This window comes from Cyanobium usitatum str. Tous, assembly GCF_003011885.1.
Taxonomy (GTDB): domain Bacteria; phylum Cyanobacteriota; class Cyanobacteriia; order PCC-6307; family Cyanobiaceae; genus Cyanobium_A; species Cyanobium_A usitatum.
On the sequence record NZ_PXXO01000005.1, the window covers coordinates 89300 to 102728 of the forward strand.

The 13429-nt window shown below is 61.2% G+C and carries 13 protein-coding genes; 12 read left to right on the plus strand and 1 reads right to left on the minus strand.

The window, feature by feature from the left end; genetic code table 11:
• The first annotated feature begins 89 nt into the window (after window positions 1-89).
• The 12 genes from csoS2 (at window position 90) to C7K55_RS05900 (ending at window position 12009) form a co-directional block, all read left to right on the plus strand.
• Complete coding sequence (csoS2, locus tag C7K55_RS05840) at window positions 90-2468, plus strand: alpha-carboxysome scaffolding protein CsoS2 (protein ID WP_106502477.1); 2379 nt, start codon at window positions 90-92, stop codon at window positions 2466-2468.
• 7 nt (window positions 2469-2475) lie between these two features.
• Window positions 2476-3981, plus strand: a complete 1506-nt coding sequence (locus tag C7K55_RS05845) for a carboxysome shell carbonic anhydrase (RefSeq protein WP_106502478.1) — start codon at window positions 2476-2478, stop codon at window positions 3979-3981.
• Window position 3982: 1 nt separating this feature from the next.
• The gene (locus C7K55_RS05850; RefSeq protein ID WP_106502479.1) at window positions 3983-4264 is read left to right on the plus strand and encodes an alpha-carboxysome shell vertex protein CsoS4; all 282 of its coding nucleotides are present in this window, start codon (window positions 3983-3985) and stop codon (window positions 4262-4264) included.
• Window positions 4264-4515, plus strand: a complete 252-nt coding sequence (locus tag C7K55_RS05855) for a carboxysome peptide B (RefSeq protein ID WP_106502480.1) — start codon at window positions 4264-4266, stop codon at window positions 4513-4515. Before C7K55_RS05850 ends, C7K55_RS05855 begins: the two co-directional genes overlap by 1 nt.
• A gap of 63 nt (window positions 4516-4578) precedes the next feature.
• Window positions 4579-5208, plus strand: coding sequence for an alpha-carboxysome major shell protein CsoS1 (locus C7K55_RS14135; protein WP_277621537.1), 630 nt, complete (start codon window positions 4579-4581; stop codon window positions 5206-5208).
• A gap of 5 nt (window positions 5209-5213) precedes the next feature.
• A complete protein-coding gene (locus C7K55_RS05870) occupies window positions 5214-5681 on the plus strand; it encodes a ferritin-like domain-containing protein (RefSeq protein WP_106502568.1) in 468 nt (155 codons plus the stop codon).
• 91 nt (window positions 5682-5772) lie between these two features.
• Window positions 5773-7563 (plus strand): NAD(P)H-quinone oxidoreductase subunit F, encoded by a 1791-nt coding sequence (locus C7K55_RS05875; protein ID WP_106502569.1) that lies wholly within the window; start codon window positions 5773-5775, stop codon window positions 7561-7563.
• A gap of 7 nt (window positions 7564-7570) precedes the next feature.
• The gene (locus C7K55_RS05880) at window positions 7571-9115 is read left to right on the plus strand and encodes an NADH-quinone oxidoreductase subunit M (protein WP_106502570.1); all 1545 of its coding nucleotides are present in this window, start codon (window positions 7571-7573) and stop codon (window positions 9113-9115) included.
• Entirely contained in the window at window positions 9115-10254 is a 1140-nt protein-coding gene (locus tag C7K55_RS05885; RefSeq protein WP_106502571.1) for a CO2 hydration protein, read from the plus strand. The genes C7K55_RS05880 and C7K55_RS05885 overlap by 1 nt, the downstream gene beginning before the upstream one ends.
• Window positions 10255-10315: 61 nt before the next feature.
• A complete protein-coding gene (locus C7K55_RS05890) occupies window positions 10316-10573 on the plus strand; it encodes a 4a-hydroxytetrahydrobiopterin dehydratase (protein ID WP_106502482.1) in 258 nt (85 codons plus the stop codon).
• Window positions 10570-11496: a CbbX protein gene (cbbX, locus tag C7K55_RS05895; protein WP_254969530.1), complete on the plus strand. Its 927-nt coding sequence runs from the start codon at window positions 10570-10572 to the stop codon at window positions 11494-11496. Before C7K55_RS05890 ends, cbbX begins: the two co-directional genes overlap by 4 nt.
• A 24-nt stretch (window positions 11497-11520) precedes the next feature.
• Window positions 11521-12009: a hypothetical protein gene (locus C7K55_RS05900; RefSeq protein WP_106502483.1), complete on the plus strand. Its 489-nt coding sequence runs from the start codon at window positions 11521-11523 to the stop codon at window positions 12007-12009.
• A 24-nt stretch (window positions 12010-12033) separates the two neighbouring features.
• Here C7K55_RS05900 and dnaA read toward each other — a convergent pair whose 3' ends face one another.
• Complete coding sequence (gene dnaA, locus C7K55_RS05905; RefSeq protein ID WP_106502484.1) at window positions 12034-13425, minus strand: chromosomal replication initiator protein DnaA; 1392 nt, start codon at window positions 13423-13425, stop codon at window positions 12034-12036.
• Window positions 13426-13429 lie beyond the last annotated feature (4 nt).

Below are 13429 nucleotides of genomic sequence, written 5' to 3' on the forward strand. Positions count from 1 at the left end.
GGCCTGAGCCCCAACTCTTTTCCTCTGCGGGCTAGTTCGCGCTGCGAACTGGTCAGCACCTTTTCAGATATTCCATTCGACGGGCGGACATGGCCAGCTCATCCAGCCGGGAAGCAGCTCTAGAGCGCCGCAAGGCCCTCACCAACGGTGGCAAAAAAGCCGCCAACCGGTTCACTTCCGGTCCGAGCCGTGTGCGCTCGGTTGAAGACGCTCGCCCCACCCGCACAGCCCCAGCGATGGAGGCCCCAGCATCGGTGGCCAAGGCTGCCCCGGCCGTGAACGCCCGGGGTGCTGCCTCCCAGCGCAGCCTTGCGGCACCCACCGGCTCCAGCCGGACGAGCCAAGCCCGTCCAATCGCAAATCCCAGCAGAGATTTGGTGCTTGCCCGACGGGAAGCCCTTTCCAAACGCGGCAAACGTGCCGACACCTCCAGCGACCGCACCCGCACGGACCTGGCCAAAATTGCACAAAAAGCCCAGGCACCTGCAGCGGAAGCCAAGTGCAAATGCCAGGGCGAAACCGCTGCTGCACCGGCCCTAACAAGCCTCAGTAATCGCACTAGCCAAACAACTAGTAGTGGTGCCGATCGCCGTGCCACAGCCAAGCGCCTCTCCCAACTGGATCCCAGCCGGGCCCTTGTGCTCGCCCGCAGAGAAGCTCTCTCGAAGCGTGGTAAGTCAGCTAACGCGCCCAAGAGCACTACAGCCGCTTCGGTATCCCGCCAGGGCAATCCTGATATGAGCGCCCGCGAGCTTTCCCAGAAGGTGCGTGAACTGCGGGCCAAGGTTGGCAGCGCCGGTTCCAGCAGAGCCGGCGGAACCCGCCCCTCTGGCCCAAACCGCCACGGCGCCAAACAGGCAGCCGCCGCAGAAGCCCACTGGAAAGTGGGAGTGAGCGAAACCAGCTCTGGCCAGGTGGTGACCGGAACCCAGGCCAATCGCTCAGAGAAAACCACCGGTAACGAAGCAGCTACCTGCCGTGCCATTACAGGCACCGAGTATCTCGGCGCCGAAGTGTTCCAGACCTTCTGCCAGAGCGCTCCGGTGGCAAGCCAACCTGCCAAGGTGGGCGTTAGCGCCACCACCCACGGCAACCGGGTCACTGGTAATGAGGTCGGTCGCTCTGAAAAGGTGACCGGCGATGAGCCCGGTACCTGCAAAAACGTTACTGGAACCGAATACGTTTCCGCCAATCAGTCAGCAGCCTTCTGCGGCACCTCCAGCTCCAGCCCTAGTCCTAGCCCTAGTCCGCGCAAGGTTGGGCGCAGCCAGACCCAGGGCGGCCAGGCTGTTTCCGGTGTGATGGTTGGTCGCTCCAGCAAGGTCACAGGCGACGAACCCGGCTCGGGCAAGCAACTCACCGGCTCCCAGTACGTATCCGATCAAGGCCAGGTGACCGGACGCGCACCTACCAAGGTCGCAAGTTTGCACACGCTTCGGGGCACGGGCATCACCGGCACCCATGTGGGCCGCAGCGAGCATGTCACCGGTGATGAGCCAGGCAGCTGCCGCCTGGTAACAGGTGATGAATATGTCGGCAGCCAGCAATACGCCGATTTCTGCGGCAGCAAGCCCGAGCCGGAGGCCGCCAAGGTGGGCTTCAGCGTCACCAATCGGGCCCAGGTTGTCAGCGGTACCCACACTGGCCGCTCCTCCAATGTCACCGGCGATGAGCCCGGCACCTGCAAGGTCGTAACCGGCACGCCCTACGCCGGCCTTGAGCAGGCAGGGGATTTCTGTAACAGCAAATCTGTCGCCGAAATTCGTCAGCGCACTCCGGTGCGGGGCTCTAACCGCATGAGTGGCATACAACCAGGCATTGGCGGTGTCCTCACCGGTGCCGGCCGCGGGGCCTGCGAAGCCGTCACCGGCACTCCTTATATCGGTGGCGATCAACTCGCCAAGGTCTGCGGTGCTGCCGCAGCCCACGACTCCGACTTCCCCCAACCCCTGGCGGGCAGCCAGCCCTGGCAGCAATTCAGCATTCAATCCCCAGCTCGCTCAGCCCAGGTGGGGCGAGAACCAGCCGGGGCCGTAACCGGCACCAGCTACGAGCAGGGCAGCAGGATTACCGGCCCTTTTGACTTGGCCGGTGACATGGTCACCGGCACCGAGCAATTCCGTTTCGACCGTCGCGGCGGTAGCCAAATCGCCCGGGGGCCCATTGAGGTTCCTGTGAGCGTTGACGAGGATGCCCGTCCAACCTCCAGGGTTACCGGCGAAGGCATCTCCGCTGGCTTGAAGATCACTGGTGATGACTGGGATCGAGGTGATCGGGTCACCGGCACCGAGGGTGTTTCAGCCCGGCGCCGCAACCCCACCCGGCCAGGCTCGAAGACCTCGATGCCGGCCGCCCTCCAGCCGAAGCGCAACGAGGAGCGTCCTGAACCGATCTGCCGTGTCACCGGTTCTAGCGGCAACACCACAGCCGGCTCCCTGATCACCGTGTCTGGCGGGGCCCGCGGCTGAACCCCTGATGCCCCGACGCCCTCTTGCCACTGCCTATCGCCCGCTGGCACCGACTGCTCCCCGCCGTCGGCCCGGCGCAGCAGCCGCGAGCGAGCTGGTGGCGACTGGCTTGCATCCGCTTAGCGACGGCCAGGTCAATGGGGTACTGAGGGCCTACGAAGACCAGGTCAAAGGGGCATTTGATCGGATTGTGCCTTTGCTCAAGCGCCTTTCAGCCCTCCAGCACGAGGCTGATTTCATCGAGCAGGCCCAGCAGCTGGCCAGGGCCGAACTGGGCTTTGAGTTGCCGCTGCCCATTCTCGAGAAGGCCTGGGTGAGCCAGCTAGACATGCGGACCTTGTTCGCCTGGTGTGTATTTGAAACCTACGAACAAACCAGCGACGCTTTCTTTCAGCACGATCCCCTAGGAGGCAAGCCTGGCAGTCCCGCAGCCGAAGCCTTCAATGAGTTTCTACTGGCCTGTGGATTCCACCTACTCGACGCAACCCCATGCGCTGACGGGCGCCTGGCCCATGCCATGGCCTACGCCCTGCGAATTCCATTCAGTTCGGTGCGGCGGCGTTCCCACGCCGGTGCCCTCTTTGACGTTGAAAACACGGTCAACCGTTGGGTCAAAACTGAACATCGCCGCTACCGCGAAGGTCAGCCCAATTCGGCGCAGGATGACACCCGTTATCTAAAGGTGGTGCTTTACCACTTCAGCTCAAAAGATCCCCTGCATGAGGGCTGTGCTGCCCACGGCAGCGATGATTCCTTGGCGGCCTCCTGTGGCCTAGCCCGGCTCAAGGATTTCCAGCAGGCTGTTGAAAACAGCTTCTGCTGTGGTGCCTCGGTAGATCTGTTGCTACTCGGCATCGACACCGACACCGATACGATTCGCGTGCATGTGCCGGGCCTTGATGGCAGCACCAATCTGGAAAGCTGGCTGGATGCAAAAGCGGTCTATGAGGCCACCCGCCATCTCAATGCGGTTGAGGGCCGGGCCCGCATTCAATCGCTGGTGGAGCAGGCAGCGGCCAGCAGTCCCGATCCGGGCATGGTGAAGCTGATTGCTCGCTTGATCGAGAACAACATCTCCCAAATCGATTACGTGCGCCAGTACCACCGGGGTAGCTACGGCGATGCTGGCCATGCGGAGCGCTTTATCGGTGTGGGCATAGGCTTCAAGGAGATCCATCTGCGCAATCTCACCTATTTTGCCTATATGGACACGGTGGAGGAGGGGGCGCCCGATTTAGATGTAGGCATCAAGATTTTCAAGGGCTTGAACGTTTCTCGGGGCCTGCCTGTGCCAGTGGTCGTGCGCTTTGATTACAACGGCCAGGTGCCCGGAGCGAGGCTGCGAGCGATCCGCAATTGCCAGCGGGTGCAAGCCGCCATGGAAAACCGTTATCCCGAGTTGTTTGAGCAGGGCCTATTGCATGCTCTGCTTACCGTGCGGGATCAAGACCGTCACACCCCAGCTGAAGCTGTAGGTTCCACCATTACATTCGCGAGCGGAGGAGGGCACTGACATGTTGATCTGCAAGGTGGTTAAACCACTGGTGTCTACCAATCGCATTCCAGATTTTGAACACAAGCACCTGCAGGTGGTGCTCGATGGCAGCACTCAGAAAGTGGCAGTTGATGCAGTGGGTTGCATACCAGGCGACTGGGTGATCTGCGTCGGCAGCTCAGCTGCGCGCGAGGCAGCTGGAAGCAAGTCGTACCCGAGCGATCTAACGATCGTTGGAATCATTGACCACTGGGATCCTGATGCTGGCAAGGCGCAAGCTCCGCCAGGAGGGGCCAGCTAATGGAAATCATGCAGGTCACCGGCTCTTTGGTTTGCAGCCAGCGGGTTGCCGGATTAGATCATTCCAATCTGCGCGTGCTGCGCACCTCTAAGGGCAAGCTGAGCGTTGCGGTAGACCCTGTCGGTGCATCCCCAGGTAACTGGGTATTCACCGCCAGTGGCTCTGCCGCCCGCTTCGCCTGCGGTAACCCCGAGGTGCAGACCGATCTGACGATCGGCGGAATCATTGATTTCTGGGAGCCCGATGGCTAGGTGGCCCGGGTAGCTAGCTGCCCGATCGACCTGTCATCACTCCAGCCCCCATACTCCTGAGCCATGGCCACCCCCACCCCTAAATCCACCACCAGCGGAGCTGCTGCTGCCAAACCCGCCCCCGCGGCAGCGGCAGCCAGCTCCACACCAGTGGCTGCAGCGGCGGCGGCCAGCTCGACCCCACCTGCAGCGGCCCCCAAAGCCCTGCCGGCGGCGGCAGCCCAGTCCCCTGCGGCGAAAGCCGTAGCCAAGCCAGCTGCCTCGACAGCGCGCCGTGCTTCCAGCACGACCCGCCGCTCTAGCGCCAGCTCAACCGGCGCCCGTACCGGTGCCGGCAAGGGCGCCGGCACCACCCCCCCAACCACTCCTTCGCGCAGCAACGCCATGGCTCCTTCCATTCAGGGCATCGCCCTCGGCATGATCGAAACCCGTGGCCTGGTGCCGGCGATTGAAGCCGCAGACGCCATGACCAAGGCCGCTGAAGTGACCCTGATCGCCCGTGAGTTCGTTGGCGGCGGCTACGTCACCGTGATGGTGCGCGGTGAAACAGGAGCAGTGAATGCAGCAGTGCGCGCCGGCGCTGACGCCTGTGAGCGCGTCGGTGACGGCCTGGTTGCTGCCCACATCATCGCCCGTCCCCATAGCGAAGTTGAACCTGCCCTGATCGCAACTGCTGCCACCCGTCGTCTCTGATGGCCATGGGCGCCGTTCATCCGCGCGTCCTGGGTTACCTTGGCCGCGCCCTGAGCTTGGAATTTTCCGCAGTTCAGCAGTACATGACCCAGGCTTCCTTAATGGAGCTCTGGGGAGATGGTGATTCGGCCGCCAGGTTTCGTCGCGAAACCGTGGAGGAAATGCAGCATGCCGAACGCCTCGTTCAGCGCATGCTTGAGCTGGGTGTCGCTCCTGCCGCATCCCAGCTGAGGCCTGTAACCCATGCCGCCGATCTAGTTGGACTGCTCCGGCTCAATCTCGCCCTCGAAAACGACCTGATCCATCACTACGCCGAGGCGGTCCGCTTTTGTGTTTTGGTGGGTGATGGCGCTAACGAAACCTTGTTCAGGAGTCTCTGGAAGGACGAACAGCACCACGGTGAAGATCTGGGGGCCTGGCTGAGCAGCCTTGGCTCCAGCCCCAACCCCTCGATTGACCGGGCCACCTTCTGAGCCGACCGACGCCCATTTCCCCTTGTTCGCCCCACCCCTGCCACTTTCAATCCAGCTGGTCTGGTTGATCCCCCTCTATGGGTTCAGCGGCATGGTTTTGTCCCTGCCGTGGGCTGCTGGATGGATTAAGCGTCACGGGCCTCGACCCGCGGCCTATCTCAACCTGATCGTGACGCTGCTGGCGGTGGTGCACGGCACCTTGATCCTGCAGCAGATATGGCTGCTGGGTCCCCAGCACATTGAGATTCCCTGGTTTCAGGCTGCCGATCTCGACCTGCGCATTGGCTTCGACCTATCCCTGACCAATCTGGCCGCCTTGGAGCTGGTGACCGGATTGAGCTTGGTGGGACAGGTTTTTGCCCTGGGCTACCTGGATAAGGAGTGGGCCCTGGCGAGGTTTTATGCCCTGGTGGGTTTCTTTGAAGGCGCCCTTGCCGGAGTTGTACTGAGCAGCAATCTGTTCATGAGCTATTTCCTGCTGGAAATGCTCACCCTTTCCACCTATCTGCTGGTGGGGTTTTGGTACGCCCAACCGCTGGTCGTTACGGCGGCCAGAGACGCCTTTTTGACCAAGCGGGTTGGTGATGTCTTGCTGTTGATGGGAGTAGTCGCTCTCTCAGCTTGGGCTGGCTCGATGGAATTCGACGACCTTTACGTGTGGGCAGCTGAAGCCCATGCCAATGGATCCCTAACCCCGCTTGCGGGCACCCTGCTCGGGCTGGGCTTGATCGCCGGCCCCATGGGTAAGTGCGCCCAGTTCCCCATGCACCTCTGGCTTGACGAGGCCATGGAGGGTCCAAACCCAGCCTCGATTCTGCGCAACTCCGTAGTTGTGACCGCTGGAGCCCTTGTGCTGCTCAAGGTGATGCCGCTGCTGCGGTTTTCACCGCTGGCGGTTGATGTGTTGCTGGTGGTGGGCACAATCAGCGCCCTTGCTGGTGCCCTGGTGGCGATCGCCCAGGTGGATATCAAGCGTGCCTTCTCCTACTCCACAACCTCCTATCTGGGCCTGGTTTTCATTGCAATCGCCCTGCAACAGCCGGCTATTGCCCTGTTGCTGTTGTTTGCCCATGGCCTGGCCAAGGCCCTGCTGTTCATGAGTGTGGGCAGCGTTATCGCCACCACCAGCTGCCAGGACCTCACCGAGCTGGGTGGCCTGGGCTCCCGCATGCCTGCCACCACCACCGCCTACCTGGTGGGGGGAGCGGGCCTGGTGGGTTTGCTGCCCCTTGGCTGCTTCTGGTGCTTCGGCCTGCTGGTGGAGGCGCTAGGCCGCACAGCTCCATTTTTTGCCGCAGTTGTGCTGATCACCAATGCCCTGACAGCCTTCAACCTCACCCGGGTATTCCGGCAGGTGTTTATGGGAGAGCCACTGCCGAAAACCAAGCGGGCACCTGAGGTCAACTGGCTGATGGCCCTGCCGATGGTGAGTCTGACCGTTCTGGTAGCCCTCCTGCCAGCTTTGATGGCCCGGATAGATCCGGTGCCTGGTCTGGCCTCCTTCCCCCTGCCCCTCGCCACTGGAGTCGTGGCAAGCGGGGTGGCTGGAGTAATCGGCGGCTGCCTGGCGCCCCTGCATAAGTTCTGGTCCCGATCCATGTTCCAGCCCCTGCGGTTGCTCCAGGATCTACTGGCCTACGACTTCTACACCGAGCGCATCTACAAGGTGACGATTGTGGCAGCGGTAGCTGGCCTGGCCCGATTTAGCAACTGGATCGACCAGGCTCTGGTGAGTGGCTTTGTTAACGGCATCGGCAGGCTTTCCCTGGCAAGCGCCGAAGGGCTGAAGCTCTCGGTTAGCGGCCAACTGCAGACCTATGTCCTAACGGTCCTATTGGCGATTGTGCTGCTGCTCACCTCGCTGCAGTGGTTGCACGGATGAGGAGTGCCTGATGCTTAGCCTTCTACTACTGATCCCTCTAGTCGGAGCACTTTCCCTAGCCCTATGGCCCGGCAACCCCTCGCCCGGACGTATGCGCACCGTGGCCCTGGTGGTGTTGGGCCTGCAGTTGATCTGGAGCCTGCTGGTGCTGCTCCGCTTCGACACCGGCCTCAGTGGCATGCAGCTGCAGGAGTCATTTGTCTGGGTCGGCAGCATCGGCCTGGATTACCGGCTCGGGGTCGATGGTCTGTCGATGCCGCTGGTGCTGATCAATTCTGCCCTCACCTTGGTTTCGGCGATCTGCACCCGCGACATTAACCAGCGGCCCCGCATCTACTTTGCCCTTTTGCTGGTTATTAGTGGCGCAGTCAACGGTGCTTTCTTAGCCGAAAACCTGCTGCTGTTTTTCCTGTTCTATGAGCTGGAACTGATCCCTCTCTGGTTTCTGATCAGCATCTGGGGCGGCGTCAACAGGGCCTACGCGGCCACAAAGTTCCTTATTTTTACAGCGGTTTCGGGAATTTTAATCCTCGGAGCATTCTTGGGACTCGCCCTGTTAACCGGCAGTGTGGACTTCAGCCTCACCCCGGTCACCAGTGAAAGGCTGGCGATGGGAGGTCAGCTGGTGCTGCTGGGGGCGCTGCTAGTGGGATTCGGCATCAAGGTGCCCCTATTCCCATTTCACAACTGGCTGCCCGATGCCCACACCCAGGCCTCTACCCCTGTGTCAGTGCTGCTGGCAGGGGTGCTGCTGAAGCTGGGCACCTACGGCTTGCTGCGCTTCTGCATGGGTCTTTTCCCGGAAGCCTGGGCCCTGCTTGCGCCGGGATTGGCCATCTGGGCAGCAGTTTCTGTGCTGTTTGGCTCCCTGGCAGCGATCGCCCAGCAGGACATGAAGCGGATGGTGGCCTACAGCTCCGTGGGTCACATGGGCTACATCCTGCTAGCCGCTGCAGCTGCCACACCGGTCGCCCTGCTCGGGGCGGTCTTCCAGATGGTGAGCCACGGTCTGATCTCAGCCCTGCTTTTTCTGCTGGTGGGCATTGTGTATCGCAAGACGGGCACCCGGGATCTCTCGGTGCTGCATGGTCTGCTCAACCCGGAAAGGGGTCTGCCCTTCACAGGCACGCTGATGATTTTGGGGGTTATGGCCAGTGCCGGTATGCCTGGCATGGCCGGCTTCATTTCGGAGTTCATGGTGTTCCGCGGCAGCATCACCGCCTTCCCACTGGCGACCTTGCTTTCGATGGTTGGTTCGGGCCTAACGGCGGTTTATTTTCTATTGCTCGTTAACCGCGCCTTCTTCGGCCGCCTGGCAGTGACACCGGCCAGCGATGCGGTTTCCGATGGTCGCCTCGATGTGCGCCTGGCCCCAGTGGCGCCCCGCGAAACCATTCCCGCCATGGGGCTGGCCTTTGCTGTGGTGGCCATCGGTCTGCTGCCCTCGGGCCTCGGTAAGTTGAGCGAGGCCGCTTCCACCTCCATGGCCCAACTGCCAGCTCTGGTGGCCGCCCTGCAACTGGCAGCCCTGCATCCATGGGGGGTGGGCTGATGCCAATCATCTCTGCCGAACTGGTCCACGCTGGGGGTAAGCCTGCTGCCGCAGAACTTGAGCAGCAGCTACTCAGCGGCCAGACCCTGCTCAGCGAATCCGCAGACCACCTGATCGAGGTGGTGGATGTGCTCAAGAGCTACGGAGAGGTGCTGGATGCCTACAGCATCAACCTGATCTTCCAAGCCGAGCAGCAGTTCCTGCTGCCCTTTCCACTGTTCAAATACCTTGACGGTGACAAAAACCCAGCCAAGATCTGGCGCCACCTAATCCACGACCGGATCAACTTCGAATACGCCGAATATTGCATGAAGGCCATGCTCTGGCATGGCACCGGCGGCCTTGATGCCTATCTGGATTCCGATGCGTTTGCGGCCAACTGCGCAGCGATCATTCGCCGCAAGACCCGGCTTGATCCCTTGCTGGCCCTACTCAACCCCCTGTTCAGGGGCTTCCTGCCCGAGCTGATTCGTACCGCGGCCACCACCCACGCCCTCGGTCAGTTTTGGCGGGTAATGAGCGATCTTTTCATCGATCTGGCTGAGGCTGAGGCAGATGGCAGGGTGGCCAGCATCGACGCCGTGGTCGAGTTCATCAAGGACGGACTTGTCGCCGCCGCTGCCAACCCGATCACCTACGGAGTGGAGGTTGACGGCGAACACTTTTGGGTGCTGCCACCGGAGGCTGGCCTTACCTTTCTGGTGGATGTGGCCGTGCCCTATGTGGAGGCTGTCTTTCTGCGCGGCATGCCGTTCCTGGGCACGGTTAGTTTCAATGCCCAGGCCCAGCAGATCTCACCGGACCAGGCGCAGTTTGCCTACGGCGCCCTATTTGCCGACCCCCTACCGAGCATGGGTGCCGGCATTCCACCCAGCCTGCTGATGCAAGACATGTTCCGGCATCTGCCGGAGCGGTTGCACCAGTGGTATCGCGAGCGCACTCGGGGGGAGGGGGATGTGCGGGTGAAAATCTGCATGAGCTTCCAGAAGTCGATGTTTTGTGTCACCAATGCGGCGATACGTGGCACCTTCCCCCAGCCGCTCAACAGCAGCGAACCAGCAGCCCAGGCAGCAAACCGCGCCTATGCCGCAGCCTGGGCCTCCCGCCTGGCCACTGCCCGCACTGATTGCCTTGACTGAGTTTGCCTTGACTGAGGTTTGCCTTGACTGAGCCCCAAATGACCTGTTTTAGCTTCAAGTAATGGACCAACCCTGGACCCCGCGCCCCAAACCCGAGCAGGCCGAAAGGCTGGAGCGGCGCATTGAATTCAGCGACTACGCCACCACCAGAGACTTTCTGGAGCGGCTCAATGCCCTCTGCGAGAGCGAACAACGCTTCCCTGATATCAGCTTCGGGCGCACCTACGTGAATCTGACCCTGCGCGCCGAAACTGAAGACTCCCCAATCGAAGCAGCAGACTGGGCCTTCACAGCAGCCATTGATGCTCTGGTCTGTTGACTCTCCCAGTCCCCGGCAACGACACGGTGATTGATCTACAGGCGGCCTATGAAGGAGCCGGCATTCAGGCGATGCTCGATCAACTCGACCTGGAGCTGATCGGCCTACGGCCGGTGAAGGCGCGCATCCGAGAAATTGCTGCCTTACTGGTGGTCGACAGGGCCAGGCAGCAAGTGGGGCTTGAGACCAAGCCGCCCAGCCTGCACATGTCATTCACGGGGCGACCGGGCACGGGCAAAACCACAGTTGCTGCCCGGATGAGCAAAATCCTGCACGGTCTCGGCTATGTGCGCAAAGGCCATGTGGTGACCGCTACCCGCGACGATCTGGTGGGGCAATATATCGGCCACACCGCGCCAAAAACCCGGGAAATGCTCAAGAAGGCAATGGGCGGCGTGCTCTTTATCGATGAGGCTTACTACCTCTATCGACCGGAAAATGAAAGGGATTATGGCGCCGAAGCCATCGAAATATTGCTACAGGTAATGGAGGGTAATCGCGACGACTTAGTGGTAATTTTTGCGGGCTACAAAGATCGAATGGATATTTTTTATCAATCTAATCCAGGGCTCTCGTCGCGTGTAGCAAACCATATCGATTTCCCGGACTACAGCGCCGAGGAACTGCTTGCCATTGCCCAACTGGTGCTAGCCGCCGAAAACTACCGCTTCAGCCAGGAGGCTACTGCAGCTTTCGTTGACTACATCCAACGGCGCATGCAGTTGCCCTTCTTCGCCAATGCTCGCTCCATTCGTAACGCCATTGATAGAGCGCGAATGCGCCAGGCCAACCGCCTATTCAGCCGTATCGGTAGCCCCCTAACCAAACTCGACCTGATGACGATCGAGGCTGAAGACATCACGGCCAGCCGTGTATTTGATGGTGAAGTAGAGGGACTAGACCCATCTCGTCCCCTCACCTAAAGTCAGGGCTGATTTGATCGCCCCATGTCTCTGACACGCCTTACCGCAGCTGGATTTGCCCTGGGTGTGGCCCTTTGGGGCGGCAGTGCCGGTGCGGCCCCCACCTGCACCTTTCTGCAACCGGTTGGGGGAAATGGCAGCTCACGTATCGTGTCCAAATCGGTGGGAGCGGCCAAGGTCACCCCGATCGGAATGGCCTTCGGTCGCACCAACTGGAACACCGACTTTCTGGTGGACCAGCCATACACCAGCTTCAAGTTCTTTTTCACCGCCAACAGCTCCGACCCCAAGGCCAAGTACCCCGTTCAGGCCTACATGAAGTTCAGCGATGGCTCAAGCCTGCAGATGTTCAATACAGAGATGAATCCGCCGATGGGCACAGGCAAAATGTTTGGCCCCTTTGCAAGCGTGCCCGGCAAGCAGGCTACCCAGATGAATTTCAAAGTAGGGGCAAGCAAGGATCCCGGTGCCTTGGGCTTCAGCTATAGGATTTCAGTGCAGGGGTGCCGCTAAATTTAATATTATTTAAGCAGAGATTTAACGACGCTTTCGAGAGTCAATCTGCAGCAGGTCTCGCACCTGCTGCACTTGGCGTGAAAGAACCGGATCGCTATTAAGTTTGCGGTCGATTTGCTCAACGGCATACATCACCGTGGAGTGATCCTTGCCACCAAAAGCCTCGCCGATGCGCGGCAGGCTCAAATTGGTGCTCTGGCGCATCAAGTACATACCCACCTGGCGGGCCTGGCTGACGGCTCGCTTGCGGCTAGCGCTACGCATCTCTTCTACGCCCACACCGAACACCTCGGCCACCTTCTCGATTACCTGGACCGGCTTCACCTCCACATCCCCACCACCGGGATCGAGCATGGGGGCCACCGATTCCACCGTCATCGGCAGGCCGGTGATCGAGGCGAAGGCCACCGCCCGGGTTAGTGCCCCTTCCAGCTCGCGGATGTTGGAGGTGAAACGGCCGGCGATGAACTGGATCAGGTCGCGGGGCAGCACCATCTGCTCCTGCTCGGCCTTCTTGTGCAGGATCGCCATGCGGGTTTCCAGGTCTGGAGCCTGGATATCGGCAATGAGGCCCATCGAGAAGCGGGAGATCAGCCGCTCCTGCAATCGAGGAATCTGGGAGGGAGGGCGATCGGAGGCAATCACGATCTGGCGGCCCGCCTCGTGTAGGGCGTTGAAGGTGTGGAAAAACTCCTCCTGGGTGTATTCCTTGCCCTCAATGAATTGAATGTCGTCCACCAGGATCAGGTCGGCGGCGCGGTAGCGGTCGCGGAAGGCCTGCATGCCGTCCTTGCGGATCGCCTGGATCAGGTCGTTGGTGAAGGTTTCGGTGCTCACATAAAACACCCGCGCCTCCGGGTTGATTTCAAGTCGGTAATGGCCGATCGCCTGCATTAAGTGGGTTTTGCCCAGCCCGACTCCACCGCACAGAAATAGGGGGTTGAACTCCCGGCCCGGTGCCTCGGCTACCGCTAGGGACGCAGCGTGGGCCATGCGGCTGTTGGGTCCCACCACGAAGCGGTTGAACACGTAGCGAGGGTTGAGGCCCGGCGCCAATTTTCGGGGGGTCTCGCCCGTAGCCCGCGGCGCGGCATCACGACTGGTCACGGCCACCGGAGCCACAGCCGCCGCCGCACCACTGGCGGACGCCGCGATGATGTCATCACCGCTGGCTGCGGAAACCCGAACCTGAACCTGGCGGCCGGCGATCTCACTGGCAACCGCCTCGATCGTGCCGAGGTAGTTCTTGCGCAGCCAGCCACAGGCAAAGCTATTGGGGGCCTCAAGCTGCAGCTGGCCGGCCTCAAATCCCTGACAGCGAGCCGGTCGTATCCAGGTCTCAAAGGTGGGCTTGCTGAGGTTTGCCTGCAGGGCCTGCTGAACCTGGTGCCACAGCTCCTCTCCCTGCTGCACCGTA